23 protein-coding genes are annotated in these 25,933 nt (G+C 70.5%); 8 read left to right on the top strand and 15 right to left on the bottom strand.

Going from position 1 to position 25,933, the window contains the following annotated elements:
* The first annotated feature begins 126 nt into the window (after positions 1 to 126).
* Genes purL through BM145_RS04060 form a run of 3 tightly spaced genes read left to right on the top strand, consistent with a single transcriptional unit; the run spans position 127 to position 4,360 of the window.
* On the top strand, positions 127 to 2,331 hold the full coding sequence (gene purL, locus BM145_RS04070; protein ID WP_093331568.1) for a phosphoribosylformylglycinamidine synthase subunit PurL: 2,205 nt from the start codon (positions 127 to 129) through the stop codon (positions 2,329 to 2,331).
* Entirely contained in the window at positions 2,331 to 3,137 is an 807-nt protein-coding gene (locus tag BM145_RS04065) for a methyltransferase domain-containing protein (protein ID WP_093331566.1), read from the top strand. Before purL ends, BM145_RS04065 begins: the two co-directional genes overlap by 1 nt.
* Entirely contained in the window at positions 3,134 to 4,360 is a 1,227-nt protein-coding gene (locus BM145_RS04060; protein WP_093331563.1) for a DUF418 domain-containing protein, read from the top strand. Before BM145_RS04065 ends, BM145_RS04060 begins: the two co-directional genes overlap by 4 nt.
* Here the strand turns inward: BM145_RS04060 and BM145_RS04055 are convergent.
* The 6 genes from BM145_RS04055 to BM145_RS04030 form a co-directional block, all read right to left on the bottom strand.
* Complete coding sequence (locus BM145_RS04055; protein ID WP_093331561.1) at positions 4,317 to 4,730, bottom strand: Hpt domain-containing protein; 414 nt, start codon at positions 4,728 to 4,730, stop codon at positions 4,317 to 4,319. The genes BM145_RS04060 and BM145_RS04055 overlap by 44 nt on opposite strands.
* A gap of 142 nt (positions 4,731 to 4,872) precedes the next feature.
* Positions 4,873 to 6,249: a ribosome biogenesis GTPase Der gene (gene der, locus BM145_RS04050; protein ID WP_093331806.1), complete on the bottom strand. Its 1,377-nt coding sequence runs from the start codon at positions 6,247 to 6,249 to the stop codon at positions 4,873 to 4,875.
* A gap of 241 nt (positions 6,250 to 6,490) precedes the next feature.
* Entirely contained in the window at positions 6,491 to 7,813 is a 1,323-nt protein-coding gene (locus BM145_RS04045) for a PQQ-like beta-propeller repeat protein (protein ID WP_093331558.1), read from the bottom strand.
* Positions 7,810 to 8,520 carry a tetratricopeptide repeat protein gene (locus tag BM145_RS04040; RefSeq protein ID WP_093331556.1) on the bottom strand — a complete coding sequence of 237 codons (711 nt, stop codon included), beginning with the start codon at positions 8,518 to 8,520 and terminating at the stop codon, positions 7,810 to 7,812. Before BM145_RS04040 ends, BM145_RS04045 begins: the two co-directional genes overlap by 4 nt.
* A gap of 80 nt (positions 8,521 to 8,600) precedes the next feature.
* The gene (panB, locus tag BM145_RS04035; protein WP_093331553.1) at positions 8,601 to 9,461 is read right to left on the bottom strand and encodes a 3-methyl-2-oxobutanoate hydroxymethyltransferase; all 861 of its coding nucleotides are present in this window, start codon (positions 9,459 to 9,461) and stop codon (positions 8,601 to 8,603) included.
* A 3-nt stretch (positions 9,462 to 9,464) separates the two neighbouring features.
* A complete protein-coding gene (locus tag BM145_RS04030; RefSeq protein ID WP_093331551.1) occupies positions 9,465 to 9,809 on the bottom strand; it encodes an arsenate reductase in 345 nt (114 codons plus the stop codon).
* Positions 9,810 to 9,965: 156 nt separating this feature from the next.
* On the opposite strand from BM145_RS04030, the gene BM145_RS04025 reads away from it, so the two are divergent.
* From BM145_RS04025 to BM145_RS04010, 4 genes are all read left to right on the top strand, one after another.
* A complete protein-coding gene (locus BM145_RS04025; RefSeq protein WP_093331803.1) occupies positions 9,966 to 12,020 on the top strand; it encodes an NAD(+) synthase in 2,055 nt (684 codons plus the stop codon).
* A gap of 175 nt (positions 12,021 to 12,195) precedes the next feature.
* Positions 12,196 to 13,068: a CDP-alcohol phosphatidyltransferase family protein gene (locus BM145_RS04020; RefSeq protein WP_093331548.1), complete on the top strand. Its 873-nt coding sequence runs from the start codon at positions 12,196 to 12,198 to the stop codon at positions 13,066 to 13,068.
* On the top strand, positions 13,068 to 14,159 hold the full coding sequence (locus BM145_RS04015; RefSeq protein ID WP_093331546.1) for an inositol-3-phosphate synthase: 1,092 nt from the start codon (positions 13,068 to 13,070) through the stop codon (positions 14,157 to 14,159). Before BM145_RS04020 ends, BM145_RS04015 begins: the two co-directional genes overlap by 1 nt.
* A 100-nt stretch (positions 14,160 to 14,259) precedes the next feature.
* Positions 14,260 to 14,973 carry a phosphocholine cytidylyltransferase family protein gene (locus tag BM145_RS04010; RefSeq protein ID WP_093331543.1) on the top strand — a complete coding sequence of 238 codons (714 nt, stop codon included), beginning with the start codon at positions 14,260 to 14,262 and terminating at the stop codon, positions 14,971 to 14,973.
* Between the two features lie 22 nt (positions 14,974 to 14,995).
* Here the strand turns inward: BM145_RS04010 and BM145_RS04005 are convergent, their stop codons facing one another.
* The 3 genes from BM145_RS04005 to modA are packed head-to-tail and all read right to left on the bottom strand — an operon-like array spanning position 14,996 to position 17,228.
* Entirely contained in the window at positions 14,996 to 15,775 is a 780-nt protein-coding gene (locus BM145_RS04005) for an ATP-binding cassette domain-containing protein (protein ID WP_093331541.1), read from the bottom strand.
* Positions 15,772 to 16,458: a molybdate ABC transporter permease subunit gene (modB, locus tag BM145_RS04000; RefSeq protein ID WP_093331538.1), complete on the bottom strand. Its 687-nt coding sequence runs from the start codon at positions 16,456 to 16,458 to the stop codon at positions 15,772 to 15,774. Before modB ends, BM145_RS04005 begins: the two co-directional genes overlap by 4 nt.
* A gap of 2 nt (positions 16,459 to 16,460) precedes the next feature.
* The gene (modA, locus tag BM145_RS03995; RefSeq protein ID WP_093331536.1) at positions 16,461 to 17,228 is read right to left on the bottom strand and encodes a molybdate ABC transporter substrate-binding protein; all 768 of its coding nucleotides are present in this window, start codon (positions 17,226 to 17,228) and stop codon (positions 16,461 to 16,463) included.
* Positions 17,229 to 17,322: 94 nt separating this feature from the next.
* On the opposite strand from modA, the gene BM145_RS03990 reads away from it, so the two are divergent.
* Entirely contained in the window at positions 17,323 to 18,600 is a 1,278-nt protein-coding gene (locus tag BM145_RS03990; RefSeq protein WP_093331533.1) for a M20/M25/M40 family metallo-hydrolase, read from the top strand.
* Positions 18,601 to 18,798: 198 nt separating this feature from the next.
* Here BM145_RS03990 and BM145_RS03985 read toward each other — a convergent pair whose 3' ends face one another.
* The 6 genes from BM145_RS03985 to BM145_RS03960 all read right to left on the bottom strand — a co-directional run bounded on the left by BM145_RS03985 (position 18,799) and on the right by BM145_RS03960 (position 25,858).
* On the bottom strand, positions 18,799 to 19,581 hold the full coding sequence (locus BM145_RS03985) for an SDR family NAD(P)-dependent oxidoreductase (protein ID WP_177200075.1): 783 nt from the start codon (positions 19,579 to 19,581) through the stop codon (positions 18,799 to 18,801).
* A 243-nt stretch (positions 19,582 to 19,824) separates the two neighbouring features.
* Positions 19,825 to 21,123 (bottom strand): amidohydrolase family protein, encoded by a 1,299-nt coding sequence (locus BM145_RS03980; protein ID WP_093331528.1) that lies wholly within the window; start codon positions 21,121 to 21,123, stop codon positions 19,825 to 19,827.
* Positions 21,120 to 22,583, bottom strand: coding sequence for an amidohydrolase (locus tag BM145_RS03975; protein ID WP_093331525.1), 1,464 nt, complete (start codon positions 22,581 to 22,583; stop codon positions 21,120 to 21,122). Before BM145_RS03975 ends, BM145_RS03980 begins: the two co-directional genes overlap by 4 nt.
* 206 nt (positions 22,584 to 22,789) lie before the next feature.
* Complete coding sequence (gene clpX / locus BM145_RS03970; RefSeq protein WP_093331523.1) at positions 22,790 to 24,055, bottom strand: ATP-dependent Clp protease ATP-binding subunit ClpX; 1,266 nt, start codon at positions 24,053 to 24,055, stop codon at positions 22,790 to 22,792.
* Between the two features lie 123 nt (positions 24,056 to 24,178).
* Entirely contained in the window at positions 24,179 to 24,868 is a 690-nt protein-coding gene (locus BM145_RS03965) for an ATP-dependent Clp protease proteolytic subunit (RefSeq protein ID WP_177200074.1), read from the bottom strand.
* Between the two features lie 51 nt (positions 24,869 to 24,919).
* The gene (locus BM145_RS03960) at positions 24,920 to 25,858 is read right to left on the bottom strand and encodes a glycosyltransferase family 2 protein (RefSeq protein WP_093331521.1); all 939 of its coding nucleotides are present in this window, start codon (positions 25,856 to 25,858) and stop codon (positions 24,920 to 24,922) included.
* Positions 25,859 to 25,933: the final 75 nt, after the last annotated feature.

Here is a 25,933-nt window from a genome sequence, read left to right as displayed (position 1 = left end):
CGATGAACATGCTCGATCGCGGGCATGAGGCGAGGCGCGCGCGCGACGAACTGCTGCAATCGCGGCGAAGAGCATCCAAGATTGGCCGGGGTGACGCGGATCGGCAGGGTCGCTACAGCCGCGCCCATGACTGCAATCACGCCCGACATCGTCGCCGAGCACGGCCTCTCGTCCGACGAGTATGACCGCCTGCTCCACGCCCTCGGCCGCGAGCCGAACCTGGTGGAACTCGGCATCTTCTCGGTGATGTGGTCGGAGCATTGCTCCTACAAGTCGAGCCGCATCCACCTGAAGAAGCTGCCGACCACCGGCCCGCAGGTGATCTGCGGCCCCGGCGAGAATGCCGGCGTGATCGACATCGGTGATGGGCAGGCGGCGATCTTCAAGATGGAGTCGCACAACCACCCCTCGTACATCGAGCCGTATCAGGGGGCCGCGACCGGCGTCGGCGGCATCCTGCGCGACGTGTTCACCATGGGCGCGCGTCCCGTCGCCAACCTCAACGCGCTGCGCTTCGGCCGGCCCGACCATCCCAAGATGCGCCACCTGATCTCGGGCGTTGTCGCCGGCATCGGCGGCTACGGCAATTGCGTCGGCGTGCCGACGGTCGGCGGCGAGGTGAACTTCCACCCCGCCTATGACGGCAACATCCTGGTCAACGCGATGACCGTCGGCGTCGCCGATCAGGACAAGATTTTCTACTCGGCCGCGTCGGGCGTCGGCAATCCGATCGTCTATGTCGGCTCCAAGACCGGCCGCGACGGCATCCACGGCGCGACCATGGCCTCGGCCGATTTCGGCGACGATGCCGATGCCAAGCGCCCCACCGTCCAAGTCGGCGACCCCTTCACCGAGAAGCTGCTGATCGAGGCGTGTCTCGAACTGATGGCGACCGACGTGATCGTCGCCATCCAGGACATGGGCGCGGCCGGCCTGACCTCCTCCTCCGTCGAGATGGCGTCCAAGGGCGGCGTCGGCATCGAGCTGGTGATGGACGACGTGCCCCAGCGCGAGGAGGGCATGACGCCCTACGAGATGATGCTGTCCGAGTCGCAGGAACGGATGCTCATGGTCCTGAAGCCCGGCCGCGAGGCGGAGGCGGAGGCGATCTTCCGCAAATGGGAACTCGACTTCGCCGTCATCGGCCGCGTCACCGATACCGGCCGCATGGTGCTGCGCTGGAAGGGTGAGACCGTCGCCGACATCCCGCTCGGCCCCCTCGCCGACGAGGCGCCGCTCTACGACCGGCCGCACACCGCCCCGCCGCCACCCAAGGCGCTGGTGAACGTGCCCGAGAGCCGCGACATCGCCGCCGACCTCCTCACGCTGATGGCCTGCCCCGACCTCGCCTCGCGGCGCTGGATCTGGGAACAGTACGACCACATGGTCGGTGCCGACACCGTCCAGCGTCCCGGCGGCGACGCCGCCGTGGTCCGCGTCCACGGGACCGACAAGGCGCTGGCGATGACCACCGACTGCACGCCGCGCTACTGTTTCGCCGATCCGGAAGCGGGCGGGCGCCAGGCGGTGGCGGAGGCGTGGCGCAACCTGTCGGCGGTCGGCGCGACGCCGCTCGCCATCACCAACTGCCTCAACTTCGCCAATCCGCAACGGCCCGAGATCATGGGCCAGATCGTCGGCTGTCTCGACGGCATGGCCGACGCCTGCCGCGCGCTCGACTTCCCGATCGTGTCGGGCAACGTCAGCCTCTACAACGAATCCAAGGCGACCGGCGGCGGCTCCGCCATCCTGCCCACCCCCGCGATCGGCGGCGTCGGCCTGCTGCCCGACTGGAGCAAGTCGGCGACCATCGCCTTCAAGGGCTCGGGCGACATCATCCTGGTGATCGGCAAGCGCGGCGGCCATCTCGGCCAGACGCTGTGGCTGCGCGAGTGCCACGGCCGCGAGGAAGGCCCGCCGCCGCCCGTCGACCTCGTCGCCGAGCGGGCCGCCGGCGACCTGGTGCGCGAGGGCATCCGCTCCGGCGCGCTCACCGCCGTCCACGACGTGTCCGACGGCGGCATCGCGGTGACGATCGCCGAGATGGCGCTGGCCGGCAACATCGGCGCGATGATCGACCGCAAGCAGCCGTTCGACTGCGCCGGCAGCTTCTTCGCCGAGGATCAGGGCGTCTACATCGTCACGATCGAGGATCACGCGATGCTCGACTTCCTGGGCCAAGCGCACGCCGCCGGGGTCGAGGTCGAGCCGATGGGCCGCACCGGCGGCAAGCGGCTGATCTTCGAGCGGCCGAACCGCGACGACGTGGTGTCGCTGGGTGACCTGCGCGCCGCGCACGAGGGCTTCTTCCCCGCGCTGATGGCGGGCTGATGCGCCGGTTCGCCGCCGCGCTCCTCTGCCTGGCGGCGCTCGCCGGCTGCCAGGTGCGGCAGGGCGGCGGCGGCCTGACCTTCTCCGCGCCCGAGCCGCGCGCCGACGTACCCTATGTGCCGACCCCCGACGCGGTGGTCGCGGCGATGCTCGACATGGCGAAGGTCGGCCCCGGCGACGTGCTGATCGACCTCGGCTCGGGCGACGGCCGCATCCCGATCGCGGCGGGGGAGCGCGGCGCCCGCGCGCTGGGCATCGAGATCGACGGCGATCTAGTCGCCCGCGCCCGCGCCCGCGCGCGCGACCGGGGCGTGTCGGAGCGCGTCGATTTCCGCCGCGAGGACCTGTTCGGCGTCCGCCTGCGCGATGCCACGGTGGTGACGCTCTACCTGCTCCCCGCCGTCAACCAGCGCCTCCGCCCCAAGCTGCTGACTGAGCTTCGCCCCGGCACGCGCATCGTCAGCCACGCCTTCGACATGGGCGACTGGCCGGCCGAGGAGCACCGGCTGGTCGAGGAGAAGCACGTCTATCGCTGGACGGTGCCCGCCACCGCCGGCGGCGACTGGCGCCTCGTCACCGCCGACGGTCGCGCCCGCGCGCTCAACCTCGAACAACGGTTCAGCGCGGTGAGCGGCACGCTCGACGGCCGGCCGCTGACGGGCGCGACACTGGTCGGCACGCAGCTGAGCTTCACCGCGGATGGGCAGCGATACCGGGCGCTGGTCGGCGATGCGGCGATCGAACCCGATCCCGCCGCGTCGCCCGGCACCGTCCGCGGCTGGCGCGCCACCCGCGTCGAGGGATGAGCGGAACGCGCATCGCCTCGCTGGATTTCCTCCGCGGCGTCGCGGTGATGGGCATCCTGGTCGCCAACCTGCCCGCCTTCGCGCTGCCGCGGGCCGCCTATTTCTCACCGCTCGCCTGGGGCGGCACCGCGCCCGCCGACATCGCGGTCTGGTTCGCGACCTTCGTGCTGGTCGAGGGCAAGCTGCGCGGGCTGTTCTCGTTCCTGTTCGGCGCCTCGCTGCTGCTCGTCATCGACCGCGCCTGCGACGACGCGGCCGGCGTCCACTTCCGCCGCATGGCGGTGCTGTTCGCGATCGGCTGCGCGCACCTCTACCTCGTCTGGTGGGGTGACATCCTGGCCCATTACGCGCTGGTCGGCGCGCTCGCCTACATGGCCCGTCGGCTGTCGGTGCGCTGGCTGGTCGCGCTCGGCCTCGGCGTCCTCGCCTGGACGTGGATCGGCGACGTCGTCGGCACGGCGATACTGTGGCGGAGTGCCGCGCGCGCGACACCAGCGATGGTCGCGACGTGGGACGCGTTCGCGGCCAGCTTCGGCGTGCCGCCCCGCCCCGCGCTCCTCGCCGAGATCGCCGCCACCCGCGGCGACTGGGCGGACGCGCTCGCCTGGCGGTGGCGCCACGCCACCGGCCCGCTCGTCTCGCTGACGGTGGTCGGGCCGGAGACGATGAGCGCGGTGCTGCTCGGCATGGCAGGCTATCGCTCGGGGTTCCTGACGGGCACCTGGCCGCGCGCGCGGTATCGCCGCTGGGCGGTCGCCTGCCTGGCACCGTCGCTCATCGGCTACGCGATCCTCGGTCTCGCCACGCTCGCGCACGGCTTCGATCAGCGCTGGGTGTTCCTCGGCTCGGTCGGCGCCAGCCCGCCGCTGCGGACGCTGGGCTTCGTCGGCTACGCGGCGCTGCTGGTGCCGCTCGCGGGCGACGGCTGGTGGACGGCGCGTGTCGCCGCGGCCGGTCGCGCCGCCTTCACCAACTACCTCGCCACCAGCGTGCTGATGACCGCGATCTTCTACGGATGGGGCCTCGGCCAGTTCGCCGCCTGGCCGCGCGCGACGCTCACCGCGCTGGTGCCAATCGCCTGGGCGGGGATGCTGCTATGGTCGAAGCCGTGGCTCGACCGACGTCGCTACGGCCCGCTCGAATGGCTGTGGCGCAGCCTGGCCCGGGGTCGGCCGCAGCCTATGCGCTACGCCGACCGAAGCCGCCCACCGGCCGGCGCGTGACCAGCGGATTGGCCTCGCGTTCCAGCAGGGTCATCGTCTGGTCGAACAGCGGGCGCAGCCGCGCGACCAGCTCCACCGCCTCGTCCGGCGTGTCCTGATGCTCGACGCAGTCGCGCGCGATCCCCTCGATCTGCTCGGCCAAGAGAGCGAGCGGCTCGGCCCCGAACTGGCGCGCCTCGCCCTTCAGCGTGTGCGCGGGGATCACCATCGGCGCGGCCGAACACGCCCGCATCGCCGCCTCGACCGCCGCCACCGACTTCACGCCGTCCTCGCGGAAATAGCCCAGGATGCGCACGAACCCCGTGCCCAGCTCGGCCCGCGCGGCGGCGTAGACCGGCCAATCCACCAACGTGCTGCCTTCGAACGACACCGGCTACCTCGCATAGTGTTACGGCCGAGGCGTTAGCGCGGATCAGGTAAACAGGACGTTGTCGGAGTCCGTTCGGAAATGCGCTGAAGGCGCATTTCGGCGGCACGAAACTGGCTCTTTCGCCAATTTTCTAAAAAGCCTCTCAGCCCTTCGAATCGAACGGATTCTTCGGCGCCCGCAGCGACAATCGCACCGGCACCGCGCCAAAGCCCAGTTCCTTGCGCATCGAATTGACCAGGTACCGCTCGTAGCTGGCGGGCAGCTGGTCGACGCGGGTGCCGAAGATCACGAAGCTCGGCGGCCGCGTCTTCACCTGGGTGACGTAGCGCATCTTGATCCGCTTGCCGCCGGGCGCGGGCGGCGGATTGGCCTCGATCGCGCGCTCGAACCAGCGGTTCATCTCGCCCGTCCCGACCCGCTTCGACCAGGCGTCGCGCACCTCGACGGCGGCGCCCAGCAGCTGGTCGATCCCCTTGCCCGTCGCCGCCGACACGGTGATGACGGTGACGCCCTTCACCTGGCTGAGTCCGTCCTCCAGCGCGCGTTTGACGCCGTTGAACAGCGACGACGCGTTCTCCGCGATGTCCCATTTGTTCAGCGCGACGATCAGCGCGCGCCCTTCCTGCAGCACCTTGTCGGCGATCCGCAGATCCTGCGCCTCCAGCCCCAGCGTCGCGTCGAGCAGCAGCACCACCACCTCGGCGAAGTCGACCGCGTGGAGCCCGTCGGCGACCGACATCTTCTCCAATTTGTCCTGCACCTTGGCGCGCTTGCGCATGCCGGCGGTGTCGATCAGCTTGACCCGGTGGTCCTCGCCCTTCAGGTCGCGCCACAGCCAGTCGACCGCGATCGAATCGCGCGTGATGCCGGCTTCCGGCCCGGTGATGAGGCGGTCCTCACCCAGCATCTTGTTGATGAGCGTCGACTTGCCCGCGTTGGGGCGGCCGACGATCGCCAGCTTCAACGGCGCGTCGGGGCTGAACGCGTCCTCGTCCTCCTCCGGCTCGGCCTCGCCCTTGCCCTCCAGATGGGGCAGCAGCGCATCGAACAGGTCGCCCACGCCCTCGCCGTGCTCGGCCGACATCTGCACCGGATCGCCGAAGCCCAGGCTGAGCGACTCGATGATTCCCTGGTCTCCGGCGCGCCCTTCCGCCTTGTTGGCGGCGAGCACCACCGGCGTCGACGACTGCCGCAGCCAGCGCGCGATCTCCTCGTCGAGCGGCACGATGCCGGCGCGCGCGTCGAACAGGAACAGCGCCACGTCCGCCTGCGCGATCGCCGCCTCCGTCTGGAGGCGCATGCGGCCCGGCAGCGTCTGCGCGTCGTGATCCTCGTAGCCGGCGGTATCGATGACGCGGAAATCGAGCCCGACCAGATGCGCGTCGCCCTCGCGCCGGTCGCGCGTCACACCGGGCCGATCGTCGACCAGCGCGAGTTTCTTGCCGACCAGGCGATTGAACAGCGTCGACTTGCCGACATTGGGTCGGCCGACGATCGCGACCACGGGAAGTTTGGGCATGACCCGCGCCCTAGCGGACGTGCGCGCCTCCGTCACCCCGAGGATCATCGGCCCAGTACACGCAGGGCCATCGCAAACTACTCGTCACCCCGAACTTGATCCGGGGTCCATCGTGCCGCGTACTTATCAGCCGTTGATCTCGCGGCACCATGGATGCCGGGTCGAGCCCGGCATGACGGAAACGTTCTGCGAAAGGCTCGCCGTCCTCCGGGGAACACAGCTCGGCGAGCGGCCGATCATCTCACCGGAACGCCGTGACCTGCCCGCGCTGGTCCACCGTGTACAAGGTCGAATTCGCCACCACCGGCGGCAGCGCGAACGATTCGCCGGTCTCGATCGTCTGGCCGACCTGGCCGTCGGTCGGCGCGGCCGAGACGATCTGGCCGCGGCTGTTGGTCAGTACCAGCCGATTGCCCGCCAGTACCGGCCCGAACCAGGTGATCGCCCCCGTCCGCTTCTTCTCGTTGCGGAACCGCGGCAGCTGCGCGATCCAGCGCGCCTTGCCGCTCGCGCGCGACAGGCAGGCGAGCCGCGCATCGTCGGTCACCACGAACAGCCACTCGCCCGCGATCCACGGGGTGGAGATGCCCGCCAGGTTCTGCTCCCACAGACGCTGGCCGGTGGCGAGTTCCAGCGACACCATGCGCCCGCCCTGCCCGACCGCGTAGACGCGCCCTTCCTCGATCACCGGCGCCGCATCAATGTCGGCGAGGCTGGATACCGAGGTGGTGATCGACGTCCGCGACAGCGCGTCCTGCCACAGCACGCGCCCGTTCTCGTACCGATAGGCGCTGAGCTCCCCGCTGGAGAAGCCGGCGACCACCGACCCCTGGCTCGCCGCCGGCGCGCCGACGCCGAACACGCCCTGCGTCTCCAGCGTGCCCGACTGCGACCACTGCACCTTGCCGTCGGCCTGGTTCAGCGCGAACAGCTGATTGTCCTGGCTCAGCACGTACACCGTGCCGTTGGCGATCGTCGGGCTGCCGCGCAGCGGCCCGCCCGGCTTGGCCCGCCACAGCTCCTTGCCGTCCGCCGCGTTCAGCGCCACCACGTCGCCGACGCCGTCGGTCGCGTAGACCTTGCCGTCGTCGTAGCTGACGCCGCCGCCGAACCGCGACGGCCGGTTCGCGTCGGAGACGGTGATGTTGGTCGTCCACAGCGACGCGCCGGTGCCCGCGTCCATCGCGTGCACGGCGGCGTCGACGTCGATGATGAACAGCTTGCCCTCGGCGATCACCGGCGTCGCCGCCAGCCGCTCGCGCTGCGAGCCGCCGGGGATGGTCGCCCGCCACGCCTGCGCAGGCGCGGCGGCGAGCGCCAGATGCCCCATCGACTTGGCCGCATTGCCGCCCGGCTGCGCCCAGGCGTCGTTGGCCGCCGCGGCGGGCAGCGTCACGACGACGTCGGCCAGGCTCTTGTCCGTCTCGACGTCGTTCTCCGATGCCAGGATCGGCACGCGCTGGCCGACCGTCGGCGTCTTCTTCGGCCCGCCCTTGAAGATGCCGCAGGCGGAGAGCGCCATCAGCGCGGCGACCATCACGGGCGCGCGGAAATGCTTGGTCATCGGCTGGGTTCCTGGACGGCGGGGGGAGCGGGCACGGCGTCGACCCCCAATACGCCCGCCATCTGAACCGCGCGTTGACGCAAGGACGCGGGCGCCCCCTCGTCGCGGGCGATCTGCCCGAACAGCTGCCCCGCCGCCGCGCGCTGGCCCAGGCGCAGCTGCGCCACCGCCATCATCTCGCCCGCGCTGCCCAGCCAAGGGCTGCCCGGTACCGCCAGCGGGCGCATCCGCTCGATCACCACCTGCGGCTTCAGCGTCTCGAACTCGGCCGCGGTCTGGCGGATCAGCGCCAGGTTACGGAACGCGTCGTCGACGCCCGTGTCGTTGGCGACCGAGGCGAACTTCGCCGCGGCCCCCTTCAGGTCGTTCTTCTGGAGCAGGATGTCGGCCTGGGTGAAGATCGCCAGCACCCGGTATCCGTCACGCTTCGACTGTGCGAGCTCGGCCAGGGCCGGCTGCGCCTGCGCCGCCTGGCCCTGGCTCAGCTGGTCGAACGCCGCCTGCATCCGCTCGCCCTCGACGCCCGCCGCCTCGCGCTGGCGGTGCTGCCAGTACAGCCAGCCGCCGAACGCCAGCAACAGCACGACCACCGCCGCCGCGACCGCCTTGCCCCAGCGTTGCCAGAAACGCGCCATCCGCTCGCGGCGATATTCCTCGTCCACCTCGCGGATGAACACCTCGGTGCTGGCATTGGGCGGCAGGGCCAAGAAACGGCTCCGATTGGTTGATGGGACGTGAAACAACGCCGCATAGCCGCGCTCGCGGCGGAACGGAAGCGGGCGGACGATCAGTCCTTGGGCGCGTATACCTGATCGGGTCCGGGGAACTGGCGCGCCCTCACCTCCGCGGCGTAGCGCGCCGCCGCGTCGCCGACCCGCCCGGCGAGATCGTCGAAGCGCTTCACGAAGCGCGGCACCCGCTCGAACAGGCCCAGCATGTCCTCCGCCACCAGCACCTGCCCGTCGCACCGGGCCGAGGCGCCGATGCCGATCGTCGGGCAGGCGACGCTCTCCGTGATCGCCACCGCGATCGGCTCCACCACCCCCTCGATCACTACGGCGAAGGCGCCCGCCGCCGCCACCGCGCTCGCGTCCGCGACGATCTTCGCCGCCTCCGCCTCGCTGCGCCCGCGCGCGCCGTAGCCGCCGAGCGCGTTCACCGCCTGCGGCGTCAGGCCGACATGGCCCATCACGGGCACGCCCCGCTCCGACAGGAAGCGGACGGTCGGCGCCATCGCCTCGCCCCCCTCCAGCTTCACCGCCGCCGCGCCGGTCGCCTTGAGCAGGAACGCCGCGCTCTCGAACGCCTTCTCCGGCGACGCCTCGTAGCTGCCGAACGGCATGTCGATCACCACCAGCGCGTGGTAGCTGCCGCGCACCACCGCCGCCCCGTGCGCCGCCATCATCTCCAGCGTCACCGGCACCGTCGACGGCAGGCCGTAGACCACCTGACCCAGGCTGTCGCCGACCAGCAGCATGTCGCAGTGCGGGTCGAGCAGTTGCGCCGTCCTGACCGTGTAGGCGGTCAGCATCACCAGCGGCTCGCCCCCCTTGCGCTTGCGGATCGCGGGCACCGTTAGCCGTTTCAGCGGCGCGGGCGTCGGGTTGGCGCGGCTGGTCGCGGTGTCGATCGTGTAGGTCGTGGACATGGCTTATTTCTCCAGCGCCGCGGCGTAGCGATCGGGCGAGAAGCCGGCGAGCAGCGTCTCTCCCTCCTCCAGGATCGGCCGCTTGATCGCCGACGGATGCGCCAGCATCAGCGCCACCGCGCGCTCGGCATCGATGTCCGTCTTGTCAGGCTCGGGCAGCTTGCGGAACGTCTGCCCCGCGCGGTTGAGCACCGCCTCCCACCCGAGCCGCTCGACCCAGCCGCGCAAGGCTTCTTCCGGCACGCCGGCCTTCTTGTAGTCGTGGAACGCGTGTGCGCGCCCCTGCGCGTCGAGCCAGCTGCGCGCCTTCTTCACCATGTCGCAGTTCGGGATGCCGTAGAGGATCATGCGGGCGCTTTATCCTAGCCAGCCCCCACCGTCACCCCGGGCTCGTCCCGGGGTCCAGGGCCAAGCAGCGCCATCGTCCGTGGCTCTGGATGCCGGGATGAACCCGGCATGACGTCGATGGTGACATCCCCACCGCTCACGCGTTACCCCGCCACCATGTCCCATCCCTTCTTCTCGCTCCACCGCCAGCGCATGATCCGCGTCGCCGCCGCGACACCCGCCGCGACCGTCGGCGACGCCGCCGCCAACGCCGCCGCGACGATCGCGCTCGCCGCCCAGGCGCACGAGCAGGCCTGCGACCTCGTCGTCTTTCCCGAGCTCAACCTTTCCAGCTACGCGATCGACGACCTCCACCTGCAATCCGCGCAGCAGACCGCCACGCTCGCCGCAATCGAGTCGGTCCGCGCCGCCTCCGCCGATCTCAAGCCGCTCCTCCTCGTCGGCGCCGCGATCGAGCGGAACGGCCGCCTCTACAACACCGCCGTCATCATCCACCGCGGCCGCGTCCTCGGCGTCGTGCCCAAAACGTTCCTGCCCAACTACCGCGAATATTACGAGAAACGCTGGTTCGCGCCCGGCGCCGGCCTGACCGGCCTCTCCATCGGCCTGAACGGCGCGGAAATCCCCTTCGGCACCGACCTGCTGTTCGCCGCCGACGACCTGCCCTTCCTCACCCTCCACGCGGAAATCTGCGAGGATTACTGGGCGCCCACCCCGCCCTCGACGATGGGCGCGCTCGCCGGGGCGCTGGTCTGCTGCAACCTGTCCGCCTCCAACATCGTCGTCGGCAAGGCGCGCGAGCGGGCGCTGCTCGCCGCCTCGCAGTCGGCGCGCGCGGTGTGCGCCTATGTCTACGCCGCCACCGGCGTGGGGGAGAGCACCACCGACCTCGCCTGGGACGGCCAGGGCCTGATCTACGAACTCGGCGAACTGCTCGCGCAGAGCGATCGCTTCGTCCGCGGCGATGCCGACCGCCTGACGATCGCGGACGTCGATGCCGAGCGCCTGATCCAGGAGCGTACCCGCGTCGGCACCTTCAACGACGCCGCCGCCCTTGCCGGCCATCCCGAGACGCGCTTCCGCCGCATCGGCTTCACCCATGGCCTGGACGAGCGCGACACCGGCCTGCGCCGCGCCATCCGCCGCTTCCCCTTCATCCCCAACGACCCCGACAAGCGCGACGCCGACTGCTACGAGGCGTACAACATCCAGGTCGAGGGTCTCGCCAAGCGCCTGGAAGCGTCGGCCGCGAAAACGCTGGTGATCGGCGTCTCCGGCGGGCTCGACTCGACCCACGCGCTGATCGTCGCCGCCAAGGCCGCCGACCGGCTCGGCTGGGAGCGCACCCGCATCCTCGGCTTCACCATGCCCGGCTTCGCCACCGGCGAGGGCACCAAGGCGAGCGCCTGGGCGCTGATGCGCGCGCTCGGCATCACCGCCGAGGAGATCGACATCCGCCCCGCCGCGCACACCTTGCTGCAAGGCATCGGCCACCCCTTCGCCAGCGGCGAGCCGGTCTACGACGTGACGTTCGAGAATGTGCAGGCGGGGCTGCGCACCGATTACCTCTTCCGCCTCGCCAACCAGCGCGGCGCGCTGGTGCTCGGCACGGGCGACCTGTCCGAACTGGCGCTCGGCTGGTGCACCTACGGCGTCGGCGACCAGATGAGCCATTATGCCGTCAACGCCGGCGTGCCCAAGACGCTGATCCAGTTCCTGATCCGCTGGTGCATCCGGACCAACCAGTATGACGAGGCGACCGATCAGGTGCTCGCCACCATCCTCGCGCAGGAGATCAGCCCCGAACTCGTCCCCGCCGACGCGGAGACCGGCGCGCTGCAATCGACCGAATCGATGATCGGCCCCTACGCGCTCAACGACTTCTTCGCCCATTACGTGCTGCGCCACGGCCTCGCCCCGTCGAAGATCGCCTTTCTCGCGCATCACGCATGGCGCGACGCGGCGGCGGGGCGCTGGCCCGCCGACTTCCCCGCCGACGCGCGCCTCGCCTACGACCTACCCACGATCCGCCACTGGCTGGAACGGTTCTGCACGCGCTTCTTCCAGACCTCCCAGTTCAAGCGATCCGCGCTGCCCAACGGGCCCAAGGTCTCCGCCGGCGGCGCGGTCAGCCCCCGCGGCGACTGGCGCGCCCCCGCCGACGGCACCGCCCGCGTCTGGCTCGACGAGATCGCCGCCAACGTGCCGTAACTGTCGTCACCCCGGCCCCTTCGGCGAAGCTCAGGAGAGCCTTGTCCCGGGGTCCAGGGCCGCAATCGCAGCGCTCGCGGCTCTGGATGCCGGGACGCGCCCGGCACGACACCCGACTCCGTAACATTTTCGCCATATTGCCAAGCCCCCCGCTCACGCGCATGGAACGCCTCCGATGACCGTTCCCGCGCCGGACGGGTCGCGCGATCGGCGGATCGAGGACCCCTCCAATCTCTGGCTGATCCACCCGCTCGGCCGCCGGCTGCTGCCCGCCGCGCTGCGCCTGGGCGTGTCGGCCAACGCGGTGTCGATGATCGGCCTCACGCTCGGCACGCTCGCCGCCCTCGCTTATGCCGATTTCGAGCGCTGGCCGATGGCGGTGCTCGGCCTGGTCCTGTCGGTCGGCTGGCTGGTCGCCGACGGGCTCGACGGCATGGTGGCGCGCGCCACCGGCACCGCGTCGCCGCTCGGCCGCCTGCTCGACGGCTTGTGCGACCACGGCGTGTTTATCCTGATCTACGTGGCGCTCGCCTGGCGATGGGGCACCGCCGGCGGCTGGGCGCTCGCGATCGCGGCCGGCGCCGCCCACGCGGTGCAATCGTCATTGTACGAGGGGGAGCGCGCCCGCTTCCACCGCCGGCTGAAGGGAATAGCGCAACCGCGACCGCCCCGGTCCGCCGGCGGCGCGCTGCTTCGCGCCTATGATCGGCTCGCCGGCATTCCGGAACGGCTCGCCCGTCCCTTCGAGCACCACCTGGCGGAGGCGAGCGACCCGCGCGAGGTCGGTCGCCGCTACGCGGACCGCGCCGTCCCGGCGATGCGCCTGCTGTCGCTGGAAACCGCCAACGTCCGCGTCCTGGCCATCTTCGTCGCCTCGCTGCTCGGCGACCCGCGCATCTTCTGGTGGTTCGAGATCGTGCCGCTGTCGGCGATCGCCATGATCGGGCTTGCGTGGCACCGCCGCGTGGAGCAGGGGCTGGTCTTTTCAACACTTTCGCCCGCGGCCGACAATTCGGCGCGGCTTTTCGTCAAGGAACAGGGACAGTAATGGGCTCCATCCGCATCGCCATCGTCGGCATCGGCAACTGCGCCTCCAGCCTCGTGCAGGGACTGGAATATTACCGCGAGGGCACCAACGACACGGTGGGGCTGATGCACTGGGAGATGGGTGGCTACCGCCCCGCCGACATCACCGTCGTCGCCGCCTGGGACGTCGACAGCCGCAAGGTCGGTCGCGACGTGGCGGAGGCGGTGTTCGCCAAGCCCAACTGCACCGCCGTGTTCGCCGCCAACCTGCCCGCCACCGGCACGATCGTGAAGATGGGCGCGATCCTCGACGGCGTCGCCGACCACATGGCCGACTACAAGGACGAGCGTACCTTCGTGGTCGCCAACGACACGCAGCCGTCCAAGGAACAGGTCGTCGCCGAGCTGAAGGCGTCGGGCGCCGACGTGCTGATGAACTACCTGCCCGTCGGAAGCCAGAAGGCGACCGAATTCTACGCCGAGTGCGCGCTGGAAGCCGGCGTCGCCTTCGTCAACAACATCCCCGTGTTCATCGCCTCCAACCCGGAATGGGCGGCGAAGTTCGAGGCGGCGGGCGTCGCGATCATCGGCGACGACATCAAGGCGCAGCTCGGCGCGACGATCGTCCACCGCGTGCTGACCGACCTGTTCGCCAAACGCGGCGTGAAGCTGGACCGGACCTACCAGCTCAACACCGGCGGCAACACCGACTTCCTCAACATGTCCAACCACCGCCGGCTGGAATCGAAGAAGATCTCGAAGACCGAAGCGGTTCAGTCGGTCGCGGCTGAGCGGCTGGAGGACGACAACGTCCATATCGGCCCGTCGGACTACGTGCCCTGGCAGAACGACAACAAGGTCTGCTTCCTGCGCATGGAGGGCCAGCTGTTCGGCGGCGTGCCGATGAACCTGGAGTTGCGCCTGTCGGTCGAGGATTCGCCCAATTCGGCCGGTGTCGCCATCGACATGATCCGCTGCGCCAAGATCGCCCGCGACCGCGGCGTCGGCGGCGTGATCGACCCTGCCAGCGCCTATTTCTGCAAGCACCCGCGCACCCAGATGACCGACGACCTGGCGCAGGTCGAGGTCGAGAAGTTCATCGCCGCGGCGTGAGTGCCGACGCCGCCTTCTCCTTCGTCACCCCGGGCTTGTCCCGGGGTCCAGGGCCCCAAACGACATCGCCTGTAATCCTGGATACTGGGTCGAGCGCGGCATGACGGGGATCACCACCGCCGTGCTCCTCGCCGCCGGCGAGGGTAGTCGCCTGCGCGGGTCCGCCGCGTCCAAGCCGCTCTGCCCGGTCGCCGGCCGCCCGCTCATCGACCACGCGCTCGCCGGCCTGGCCGAGGCGGGCCTGACCCGTGCGATCGTCGTCCTCGGCTATCGCGCTGCGGATATCGAGGCGCACCTCGCCCGCCGCGCCTGGCCGCTCGCTGTGGAGACCGTCCGCACCCCTGACCATCGCCGCCCCAACGGCGTCTCCGTCCTCGCCGCCGCCGACGCGCTGGCCGGCGAGGATGCGCTGCTGGCGATGTGCGACCACCTCGTCTCCCCCGCCCTCTACGCCCGCGTCGCCGCCGCAGGCTCCGGCGAAGGCCTCACCCTCGGCATCGACCGCCGCCTCGGCCACCCCTGGATCGACCCGCTCGACGTCACCGCCGTCGCTACCGCCGGCGATCGCATCGACGCGATCGGCAAGGGTCTGGCGCCGTACGACGCCTACGACACCGGCGTCTTCGCGATCGGCCCCGCGTTGCTCGCCGCACTGACGACGCTTCCCGACCCGCAACTCACCGACGGCGTTCGCCTCTTGGCCGCGCAAGGCCGCGCCGGTGTCGTCGATTGCAGCGACCTCGACTGGATCGACGTCGACGACGCTCCCGCCCTGGCCAAGGCCGAGGCATGGCGCGTGGCCCTCGCCGCCTGAGTGCTCACGGCGGGCGTGAGAACTACCAGCTGACCCGCACCACGGCGCCGGAAGGTGCGTCCACCCCAGGAACCGCGATCACCGCCTCCCCCACCCGCACCATCCCCGGCCCGACCGCCTCGCCCACCACCTGTCGCACCGGCAGCATCGCCGCGGGAGATCCCTGTCCGACGACCCGTCCGTCCTCGATCCGGACGAGGTGATCGCCCAGCAGCCGCGCCTCGTCCTCGCTGTGCGTCACGTAGAGCATCGGCAGCCCGAACCGCTGTTTCAGCGCCGCGACGAAGCGGAGCACCTCCGCCCGCCGCCCCGCGTCCAGCGCCGACACCGGCTCGTCGAGCAGCAGCAGGTCCGGCTGGCTCAGCAGCGCCCGCCCGATCGCCACCCGCTGCCTCTCGCCGCCCGACAGGTCGCGCGGGGACCGGTCGAGCAGGTGCCCGATCGCCAGCACCTCGATCGCCTCGTCCCAGCCGATCCGCCGCTCGCCCGTCGTCCGCCGCCACCCGTAACGCAGGTTGCGCGCGACCGAGAGGTGCGGGAACAGCCGCGCGTCCTGGTGCACCACTCCGATCCGCCGCCGCTCAGGAAGCACGAACACGCGCGCGCCCGTGTCGGTCAGCACCCGTTCGCCCACCACCACCAGCGCGTCCGCCGCCCGCGCGATGCCCGCCACCACCGCCAGCGTCGCCGACTTGCCCGCCCCCGACGGCCCGAACAGTACGGTCACGCCGTCCGGCGGCCCCTCGAACGCCACGTCCAACGCGAATCCACCGAGCCGCTGCCGAGCCGCGACCCGGATCATCGCCCTATCCGGCGCCGCTGCACCCGCAACAACAGCTCCGACAGCAGCAGTCCGCCGAGCGCGACGGCGAACGAGATCGCCGACAAGCGGGCCGCCGCCCCCTCGCCGTCCGGCACCTGCAACGCGGCGTAGATGGCCAGCGGCAGCGTCTGCGTCTCGCCCGGAATGTTGGCCGCGAAGGTGATGACCGCGCCGAACTCCCCCAACGCCGCCGCGAAGCCCACCACCGCGCCCGCGACCAGCCCCGGCGCGGCGAGCGGCAACACGACAGTGAATGCCCGGTCCCACGGCCCTGCGCCCAGACTCCGCGCCGCTTCTTCCAGCCGCAGGTCGACCGCTTCGATCGAGAGCCGCACCGCGCGCAGCATCAGCGGGAACGCCGACACTCCCGCCGCCAGTGCCGCCCCCGCGCTGGTGAAGGGCAGTTGCACGCCCCAAGTCGCGTCCAGCCAGCGCCCGATCGGCCCCTGCGTCCCGAACACCAGCAACAGCACGAAGCCGACCACCACGGGCGGCAGGATCAGCGGCGCGTGCAGCACGGCGTCGAGCAGCACCCGCCCCGGAAACCGCGTCCGCGCCAGCAACCACGCGAACAGCACCGCCGCGACCAGCCCGAACCCCGTGGCCTGCCCCGCGATCAGGAGGCTGAGCCGCAGCGCCTCCCACTCCTCCGGTCGTAGCACGCTCAGCCGGGCACCCGAAAACGATACCGGCGGAAGGTCGCGCGTGCCCGTCGCCCTTGCAGGTAGCGGAAGAACGCGGTCGCCCCCTGCCCGCCGCCGCGCACCACCGCGGCCGGATAGACGATCGGCGCGTGGCTGGCGGCCGGGAACACGCCCACCACCCGCACCCGCCGCTCGGCCGCCGCGTCGGTCTCGTACACGATCCCCAGCGGCGCCTCGCCCCGCGCGACATAGGCGAGCGCCGCGCGCACGTCCTGCGCCGGCGCCAGCCGCCCCGCCACGCGGTTCCACACGCCGAGCCGGGTCAGCGCCTCCTTCGCGTATTTGCCCGCTGGCACCGAGGCCGGGTCGCCGACCGCCAGCCGCCCACGCGGCCCGAGCGCCGCCGCCAGGGGGAAGCCCGGCCGGACAGCCAGCCGGGTCGCGCTTCGCACCGGCGCGATCAGCACCAGCCGCCCACCCGCCACGTTCGCCCGCAGGCCCGGCTGCAACCGCCCGGCCTGCTGCAACCGATCCATCCACGCCGTGTCGGCCGACACGAACACGTCCGCCCGCGCACCCGCCTGGATCTGCTGCGCCGCCGTGCCGCTGGACGTGAACGAGAAACGCACCCGCTGCCCGGTCGCCGCCGTGTACGCCCGCCCGATCTCGCCCAGCGCATCGGTCAACGACGCCGCGGCGAACACCGTCAGCGGCGGCCTGTCCTGCGCCGCCCCCGGCACGGCGACCGCGGCGGCGAGGAGGCCGAGAAGCGACCGGCGGGTGAGCATGCGACCTCCTGCTATACGGCGCCGGCTATACCGCCCGCTCCCCTTGGCGCAACCAGGCTGGCAGGCCGCGCCCGATCACGGCTAGGATGGTGCCATGATCCTTGCCCTGCTCCTCGCCGCCGCCGCCCCCTCGCTCTCGCCCGCCGAGGCGACGATGACCCGCACCGTCGACGCCGAGTACGAGCGCTCGGTGGCGTTGCTGAAGGAGCTGGTCGACCAGAACAGTGGCACGCTCAACCTGCCCGGCGTGGAGGCGGTCGGCCGCACCATGCGCCGCGAGCTGGAGGCGCTCGGCTTTACCGTCAGCTGGAAACCGATGGCGCGGGTCAAGCGCGCCGGCCACCTCATCGCCGTCCACCGCGGCGCACCCGGCACCAAGCGCCTCCTGCTGATCGGCCATCTCGATACCGTGTTCGAAGCCGACTCGCCCTTCCAGCGCTTCGTCCGCCGCGGCGACGAGGCGGAGGGCCCCGGTGCCGGTGACGACAAGGGCGGCATGGTGGTGATGCTCGCCGCTCTCCGCGCGATGCAGGCCGCCGGCACGCTCAAGGCGGCCAATATCGAGATCGTGCTGACCGGCGACGAGGAGGATTCCGGCGATCCCAACGCCATTGCCCGCGCCGACCTGATCGCCGCCGGCAAGCGCGCCGACGCCGCGCTCGATTTCGAGGGACTGGCGGTGGAGGACGGCCGCGACATGGGCTCGATCGCGCGCCGCTCCTCGAACGGCTGGACCCTGACGACGACGGGCCGCACCGGCCACTCGTCCGGCATCTTCTCCGCTCCCGTCGGCGACGGCGCCGCGTTCGAGCTGACCCGCATCCTCCAGCGCTTCCGCCAGGAACTGCCCGAACCCAATCTCACCTTCAACGTCGGCCTGCTGGCGGGCGGCGCCACCGCCGCCCTCGACAAGGACGGCGTCCGCGCGACCGCGACGGGCAAGAGCAACATCATCCCCGCCACCGCCGTCGCCCGCGGCGATTTCCGCACCTTGAGCGAGGAGCAGACCGCGCGCGTCCGCACCCGCATGGCCGCGATCGTCGCCGCCCACGCGCCCGGCACCGGCGCCACCATCGTCTTCGAGGAAGGCTATCCCGCGATGCCGCCGACGCCCGGCAATCGCGCGCTGCTCGACCGCCTCAACGCCGTCAACCGCGACCTGGCGCTGCCGCAGATGGCCGCGCTCGACCCGCTGAAGCGCGGCGCGGGCGACATCTCCTTCGTCGCCGGCGACGTCGACGGGCTGGTCGGCCTCGGCCCATCCAGCCGCGGCGACCACGCGCCGGGCGAGACGGTCGACCTCGCCAGCATGCGCCGCCAGGCCAAGCGCGCCGCGATCCTGATGACGCGGCTCAGTCGCGAACGCCGGTGAAGATGGCCGCCCGCTCCCTCCGACGGACGCGAGACATGCAGATGGTTCGTCACCCCGGACTCGATCCGGGGTCCATCGTTCCACACACGCTGGAGCCGTTGGTCGCGCGGCACGATGGATGCCGGGTCAAGCCCGGCATGACGGAAGGTGTACAGGGATCGCCAGCGTGCGGCGGGATACCCGGATAGCGCCCTTCCCTTACGCCCCCGTCGCCTGCACCAGCGACAGCCCGCCGTCGATCACGATCTCCGCGCCGGTGATATACGCGCCCGCCGGCGAGGCGAGGAACACCGCCAGCTCCGCCACCTCCTCCGGCTTGCCGGCGCGCTTCATCGGAATGTGCGACTCCAACTCGCGCCGATATTCTTCGTCCTCCATCGCGCGCTCGTTCATCGGCGTCAGGATCATGCCCGGCGCGATCGCGTTCACGGTGATCCGGTCCGCCGCCACCTCGATCGCCAGCGTGCGGGTGAGCCCCGTCTGCCCCGCCTTGGCCGCGACATAATCCGCCCCGCCGCCGCGCACCGCGAAGGCATGGACCGAGGTGACGTTGACGATCGCCCCCGGCCGCTTCGCCCATTGCAGGTCGCGCACGAACCGCCGCGAGGTCAGGAAACTACCCGTCAGATCGGCACCGAGCACGCGCGTCCACTGCGCCGTGCTCATCCGCGACACCGGCACGCCGGTCATGTTGAGGCCGGCGGCGTTGACCAGCACGTCTGGCAGGCCGAGCGCGGCCCCGACCGCATCGAACGCCGTCTCCACCTCCGCCTCGACGCCCACGTCGGCGCTCACCACCATCGCACGCCGGCCGAGCGCCTCCACCGCCCGGCGACAATCCTCGCCCGACCCCGGATCGCCGTGCACGCCGATCGCCACATCCGCGCCCGCCCTGGCCAGCGCAAGCGTGCACGCCGCGCCGATCCCCGACGCGCCGCCCGTCACCATCGCCACGCGCCCCGACAATCCCGTATCCACCATCGTCTCTCCCGCTTGGATGACGGAACCCCGCAGAGGGGCGAAACGCTCCCGGTGGCGGGCCAAACCGGATAGACCCTCACCCGATCCTCCCCTGGCAGGGGAGGTGGCATGCCGCAGGCATGACGGAGGGGTGTCGCCGGTGGTTGACGGCGCTCCCCTTCGTACCGGGGACACTCCACCACCATCCCTCGGATGATCCCTCTCCACTCGCAGGGGAGGATCGACCCCGGACGCCGATCCCGCCTAGTAGCTGTACGCCTTGGGCAACGCCGCCTCGCCGGGCGTCAGGTAGCGGTCGCGCAACCGCGTCTGGCGCGACTGGGTCGGCTGCGCGCGGCCGTCGATCCAGATCGCCTGCGGCGCGGAGGCGAGTTCCAGCGGGTCGCCGCTCCACACCACCACGTCCGCGCGCCGGCCCGGGCGCAGCGAGCCGATCTCGCCGCCCATGCCCAGCACCTCGGCGGGGCGAGAGGTGATCGCCGCGAACGCCTGGCCCCAGTCGAGCCCGACCGATCCCGGCACCTTGGCGATCGCCACCAGATTGCCGGCATATTGCTTGATGATGTGCTCGCCCGGCGCGTCATTGGCGCCGATCGTCGAGATGGCCGTGACCACGCCCGCGCGCGTCAGCCGCCCGACGTTCGATTCGGTCGCCGCCACCTGCTCGAACGAGGCGGGCAGGTCGGCAAGCGCGGCGGCGATCACCGGCACGCGCGCGGCGGCGATCTCGGGCGCCACCATCCACGCCTCGGTCGCCCCGACCAGCACCAGCTTCATCCCCGGATAGGTGCGCGGCAGCGCCAGCACGGCGCGGATGTCGCTCGCCCGCTCGACATGGACCAGCAGCGGCGTCTTGCCGTCCAGCACGTCGAGCAGCCCTTGCACGTCGGCGCGCTTGACCAGCGCGTCGCGGCTGCGCCCGTCGAACGCCGCCGGATCGCGCCGGTAATCGCGCGCCTGGGCGAGCGCGTCGCGCAGGGCCGCATAGGCCGCCGGCCGACTGCCCCCCGCGATCCGTCCGCCCGCCTCGCCCAACTCGACATATTGGAACGCCCGCGCGCGCGTCACCGGATCGGGATCGGCGCCCAGGTCGATCACCGCGCCCTGCCCCGCGAAGATCGATCCCGCCGCACCCGGCGCGACCAGCGCACGGGTGACCCCGCCCAGCCGCTCGTTGCCGATCGCGATCGAATCGGGATTGATCGCCGCCGCCACGTCGATCCCGGCGTTGAAGGGAGAGGTGCGCGCCGATAGGTCGTTCGACTCCTCCACGCCGTCCGCGTCGAGCAACCCCAGATCGTTCGGCCCGGTGACGAGCCCCGGCGTCACCCATTTGCCGCGCGCGTCGACCACGGTCGCGCCGGCCGGTACCGCCACGCCCGCACCCGCGGCGACGATGCGGCCGCCCGCGAACACCACCGTGCCGTTCGGGATCGGCTGCGACCCGTCGCCCAGCGCGACGGTGCCGCCGGTGATGGCGACCGTTTGTGCGGCAGCGGGAGCCGCGACGAACGCGGCGGCGGCGAGCAACAGCGCCTTCACTTCACCTCTCCCGTCATGCGCGGATCGCGGCCCGGCTGGCCCAGCTCGAAATCGCTGATAGGTCGCCTTTTGGGGTCGAGTGCGTCGTAGAGCAGCGCACCGTCCACCCACACCTTCTCCGGCCGGGTGTAGACGCTGAACGGATCGCCGTTCCACAGCACCACGTCCGCCATCTTGCCCGGCTTCAGGCTGCCGGTCCGCTCGGCGATGCCCAGCGCCTTGGCCGGGCCGTAGCTCAGCCACTCCCACGCCTCCGCATCGGGCACGTCGATCCCCGCACGCCGGCCGGAGGCGAGCGCCTTGGCCACCTCCTGGTTCAACCGCTGGATGCCGTTCTCGTCGTCGGAATGGATCATCGCGCAGGCGCCCGCCTTGTGGAGCAGCGCCAGATTCTCGCCGATGCCGTCGTACGACTCCATCTTGAACCCGTACCAGTCGGCCCACACCGCCGCGCAGGTGTCGTTGGCCTTCAGCAGGTCGCCGATCTTGTACGCCTCCACCGCGTGGTGGAACGCCGTGACGCGGTATCCGAACTCCTTGGCCATATCCATGACGATGGCCATCTCGTCGGCGCGATAGCAGTGGTTCTGCACCCTGATCTCGCCCGACAGCACGCCGCGCAGCGTGTCCATCGCGATGTCGCGGTCGGGGGCCTTGCCGCCGTTGGTCTCGTACGCATCCCAGTCCTGCCGGTACTTGGCCGCCTTGGCCCAGGTCGCCCGGTCGACCGCGACGTTGCCCATCCGCGTCGAGGGCTTGCGGTTCTTGCCGCCATAGACGCGCTTGGGGTTCTCCCCGCACGCCATCTTCAGGCCGTAAGGCGCGCCCGGGAACTTCATGCCCTGCATCGTGCGCGCGTAGACGTTCTTCAGCACCACCGATCGGCCGCCGAACAGGTTCGCGGAGCCGGGCAGGATCTGCAGCGTGGTGACGCCACCATTGGCCAGCGCCTTGCCGAAGCCGGGGTCCTGCGGCCACACGCTGTGCTCCGCCCACACGTCGGCCGTCACCGGATCGGTCGCCTCGTTGCCGTCCGAATGCGCCTGTACCGAGGGCGTCGGGTAATCGCCCAGGTGGCTGTGGATGTCGATGATACCGGGCGTCACCCACTTGCCCGCGCCGTCGATCACGGTCGTGCCGGCGGGTGCGTCGACGTTCTGCCCGACCGCGACCACCTTGCCGTCGGCGAACAGCACCTGCCCGTTCTCGATCCGCCCGCCCTCGCCGTCGTAGATCGTGACGTTGCGCACCAGCGTCGGCACGCCAGGATAGGCACGATAGGTCGAGGGGAAAGGATCGTGCGAGTAGCCCTTGTTCAGCCCCGGCGCGCGCTGCTTCTCCGCCGCCACCTTCCTGCCGCTCGCGTCATTGTCGCCGGCACTCTGCGGCCGCGCGCCACTCTCGGCACACCCCACCAGCGCGAGCGCCATCGCCACGCCCGCCAACCCCGTCGCCCGCATCCCTGATCCCCCCGTGTCGTTGCGGGCGATCGTAGAAGCGGGACAGGGTTACGTCCACATGATGCGCATCAAGCAAAAGGAGCGCCGGTCACCCGACGCTCCTCTTATCTCATCATCGTCATGCCGGGCTCGTCCCGGCATCCAGGGTCACGAGCCATGACGCTGCTTGGCACTAGATGCCGGGACGAGCCCGGCACGACGGCGGATCACGCCGCCGCGCCGTCCTTCTGCTTCTCGGCGTACACCCGGATCGGCTCCTTGGTGCCCGCAACGACATCCTTGTCGATCATCACCTCGTCCACGCCCTCCATCGACGGCAGGTCGAACATCGTGTCGAGCAGGATGCCCTCCAGGATCGATCGGAGCCCGCGAGCGCCGGTCTTGCGCTCGATCCCCTTCTTCGCGACCGACACCAGCGCGTCGTCGGTGAAGCCGAGCTCCACGTCCTCCATCTCGAACAACTTCTGATACTGTTTCACCAGCGCGTTCTTGGGCTCCTTCAGGATCTTGACCAGCGCGGTCACGTCCAGATCCTCCAGCGTCGCGATCACCGGCAGACGACCGACGAACTCGGGGATCAGCCCGAACTTCAGCAGATCCTCGGGCTCGGTCTGGCGCAGCACCTCGCCCGTCCGCTTCTCCTCCGGTGCCGCCACGAACGCACCGAAGCCGATCGACTTGCCCTGCAATCGGTCGCCGATGATCTTCTCGAGACCCGAGAACGCACCGCCGCAGATGAACAGGATGTTGGTCGTGTCCACCTGCAGGAACTCCTGCTGCGGATGCTTGCGCCCGCCCTGCGGCGGCACGGAGGCGGTGGTCCCCTCCATCAGCTTGAGCAGCGCCTGCTGCACGCCCTCGCCGGATACGTCGCGGGTGATCGACGGATTCTCCGCCTTGCGGCTGATCTTATCGATCTCGTCGATATAGACGATCCCGCGCTGCGCCCGCTCGACGTTATAGTCGGACGCCTGGAGCAGCTTCAGGATGATGTTCTCGACATCCTCGCCGACGTAACCCGCCTCGGTCAGCGTCGTCGCGTCGGCCATCGTGAACGGCACGTCGAGGATGCGCGCCAGCGTCTGCGCCAGCAGCGTCTTGCCGCAACCCGTCGGCCCGACCAGCAGGATGTTCGACTTGCTGAGCTCGACATCGGCACCCTTGGCACCGTGGTTGAGCCGCTTGTAATGATTGTGCACCGCCACCGACAGCACGCGCTTGGCGCGCTTCTGGCCGATCACGTAATCGTCTAGGACGTTGCAGATCTCCTGCGGGGTCGGCACGCCGCCGTCCTTCTTGGAGACGAGCGCCGACTTGGTCTCCTCGCGGATGATGTCGTTGCACAGCTCGACGCACTCGTCGCAGATGAAGACGGTGGGACCCGCGATCAGCTTGCGCACCTCGTGCTGCGACTTGCCGCAGAACGAGCAGTAGAGGGTGCTCTTCGAGTCGCCACCGCTCAGCTTCGTCATTCAAACCTTCCCTGGGGCGAAGCGCCCCTGCCCTTGGTGGGCCGGGCATGGTAACCCGACCGATACGCAAACCACAATGCCCGAACAGGACTAACCGGCGTCAACCGACACCGGGTCGCCGCCTCAGGCCGCTGCCGCCAGATCGTCGGTCGGCACCGGACGCTTGTCGAATACCTGATCGATCAGGCCGAAATCCTTGGCCTCCTGCGACGACAGGAAAGTGTCGCGGTCCATGCGCCGCTCGATCTCCTCCAGCGGCTGGCCGGTATATTGCGCGTACAACTCGTTCATCCGCGCGCGGATGCGGAGGATTTCCTTGGCCTGGATCTCGATGTCTGACGCCATGCCCTGCGCGCCGCCCGACGGCTGGTGGATCATGATCCGCGCGTTGGTCAGCGCCACGCGCATGTCCTTCTCGCCGCTCGCGAGGAGGAAGCTGCCCATCGACGCCGCCTGGCCGATGCACACCGTGCCGACGCGCGGGCGGATATACTGCATGGTATCGTGGATCGCCATGCCCGCCGTGACGACACCGCCCGGCGAGTTGATGTACATGAAGATGTCCTTCTTCGGATTCTCCGACTCGAGGAACAGCAGCTGCGCGGTGATGAGGCTCGCCATGCCGTCCTCGACCCCGCCCGTCACGAACACGATCCGCTCGCGCAGCAGGCGCGAGAAGATGTCGAAGCTGCGCTCGCCGCGGTTCGACTGCTCGATGACGATGGGAACGAGCCCGGCCTGCGTCTGCTGCAAGCCCATGCCGGCGGACGCCAGCTTGCCTGCGAAGTCGCCGGTCTCGAACGGATTGTGCATGGGGAACTCGCTGATGTCTGGAAGAGGCCCCTATGTCGCGCGGGTGCCTGCCTAGTTCAAGCCCCGCGAACGGGGCGCCGGCAGCGACAGATAGGCGAGCCGCTTCACCTCGCGTCGCCCGCGCACCACCGTATCGAGGATCAACCCCGCGAACAGGTTGAGCGCCGCCAGGATCATCAGCCCGGTGACCAGGATCGCAGTGGGAAAGCGCGGCACCAATCCGGTTGCCACGTAGGTCACCGCCAGCGGCACCGCCAGCAACACCGCCAGTGCCGCCATCGCCCCGCCGATCCCGCCGAAGAACCACAAGGGCCGCTCGATCCGGTACAAGGTCGCGATCGTGCGCAGGATGCGGAACCCGTCGCCGTAGGTCGACAGCTTGGAGTGCGAGCCTTCCAGCCGTGCGCCATACGCCGTCTCCATCTCCGCGGTCGGCATCTTCAGCTCCAGCGCGTGGACGCTGATCTCCGTCTCGATCTCGAACCCGACCGACAGCACGGGGAAGCTTTTCACGAACCGCCTTGAGAACACCCGGTAACCCGAGAAGATGTCGGTGAAACTCCGCCCGAACAATCGCGCCAGAATGCCGGTCATCATCCGGTTGCCCAGCACGTGGCCGCGCCGATACGCCTCACTCTCGGCGTGGACCCGGCTGCCGACCACCATGTCGCACTGCTCGTCGCGCAACCGCGCCACCAGCGCCGGTGCGGCACCGGCGTCGTAGGTCGCGTCGCCGTCCGCCATGACGTAGATGTCGGCATCCACGTCGGCGAACATCCGCCGCACCACCGCGCCCTTGCCCTGGATACGCTCGGTCCGGACGATCGCGCCCGCCGCGCGCGCGACCTCGACCGTCCGGTCGCGGCTGTTGTTGTCGTAGACGTAGACGGCCGCCCCCGGCAGCGCCGCGCGGAACGCCGCCACCGTCTGCGCGATGGCGGCCTCCTCATTGTAGCAGGGCAGCAGGACGGCGATCGTCGGCTCGGTCATCGTCCCCCCTCTACGTCATGCCGGGCTCGTCCCGGCATCCAGGGCCACGAGCGTCGAACTGCTTGGCTCTGGATG

The organism is Sphingomonas rubra (genome assembly GCF_900115745.1).
GTDB lineage: Bacteria > Pseudomonadota > Alphaproteobacteria > Sphingomonadales > Sphingomonadaceae > Sphingomonas > Sphingomonas rubra.
This window is presented reverse-complemented; position numbering and strand designations above follow the sequence as displayed.

What these genes read in the sequence shown, in the direction of transcription:
- BM145_RS04065 (WP_093331566.1), top strand. Translation starts at nt 2,331, where the DNA reads ATGCGCCGGTTCGCCGCCGCGCTCCTCTGCCTGGCGGCGCTCGCCGGC.
- BM145_RS04010 (WP_093331543.1), top strand. Translation starts at nt 14,260, where the DNA reads ATGACGGGGATCACCACCGCCGTGCTCCTCGCCGCCGGCGAGGGTAGT.
- BM145_RS03990 (WP_093331533.1), top strand. Translation starts at nt 17,323, where the DNA reads ATGATCCTTGCCCTGCTCCTCGCCGCCGCCGCCCCCTCGCTCTCGCCC.
- BM145_RS04005 (WP_093331541.1), bottom strand. Translation starts at nt 15,775, where the DNA reads ATGATCCGGGTCGCGGCTCGGCAGCGGCTCGGTGGATTCGCGTTGGAC.
- BM145_RS04060 (WP_093331563.1), top strand. Translation starts at nt 3,134, where the DNA reads ATGAGCGGAACGCGCATCGCCTCGCTGGATTTCCTCCGCGGCGTCGCG.
- panB (WP_093331553.1), bottom strand. Translation starts at nt 9,461, where the DNA reads ATGTCCACGACCTACACGATCGACACCGCGACCAGCCGCGCCAACCCG.
- BM145_RS03975 (WP_093331525.1), bottom strand. Translation starts at nt 22,583, where the DNA reads ATGCGGGCGACGGGGTTGGCGGGCGTGGCGATGGCGCTCGCGCTGGTG.
- modA (WP_093331536.1), bottom strand. Translation starts at nt 17,228, where the DNA reads ATGCTCACCCGCCGGTCGCTTCTCGGCCTCCTCGCCGCCGCGGTCGCC.
- purL (WP_093331568.1), top strand. Translation starts at nt 127, where the DNA reads ATGACTGCAATCACGCCCGACATCGTCGCCGAGCACGGCCTCTCGTCC.
- BM145_RS04020 (WP_093331548.1), top strand. Translation starts at nt 12,196, where the DNA reads ATGACCGTTCCCGCGCCGGACGGGTCGCGCGATCGGCGGATCGAGGAC.
- BM145_RS03985 (WP_177200075.1), bottom strand. Translation starts at nt 19,581, where the DNA reads ATGGTGGATACGGGATTGTCGGGGCGCGTGGCGATGGTGACGGGCGGC.
- der (WP_093331806.1), bottom strand. Translation starts at nt 6,249, where the DNA reads ATGCCCAAACTTCCCGTGGTCGCGATCGTCGGCCGACCCAATGTCGGC.
- BM145_RS03960 (WP_093331521.1), bottom strand. Translation starts at nt 25,858, where the DNA reads ATGACCGAGCCGACGATCGCCGTCCTGCTGCCCTGCTACAATGAGGAG.
- BM145_RS04030 (WP_093331551.1), bottom strand. Translation starts at nt 9,809, where the DNA reads ATGATCCTCTACGGCATCCCGAACTGCGACATGGTGAAGAAGGCGCGC.
- BM145_RS04045 (WP_093331558.1), bottom strand. Translation starts at nt 7,813, where the DNA reads ATGACCAAGCATTTCCGCGCGCCCGTGATGGTCGCCGCGCTGATGGCG.
- BM145_RS03965 (WP_177200074.1), bottom strand. Translation starts at nt 24,868, where the DNA reads ATGCACAATCCGTTCGAGACCGGCGACTTCGCAGGCAAGCTGGCGTCC.
- BM145_RS04015 (WP_093331546.1), top strand. Translation starts at nt 13,068, where the DNA reads ATGGGCTCCATCCGCATCGCCATCGTCGGCATCGGCAACTGCGCCTCC.
- BM145_RS04025 (WP_093331803.1), top strand. Translation starts at nt 9,966, where the DNA reads ATGTCCCATCCCTTCTTCTCGCTCCACCGCCAGCGCATGATCCGCGTC.
- clpX (WP_093331523.1), bottom strand. Translation starts at nt 24,055, where the DNA reads ATGACGAAGCTGAGCGGTGGCGACTCGAAGAGCACCCTCTACTGCTCG.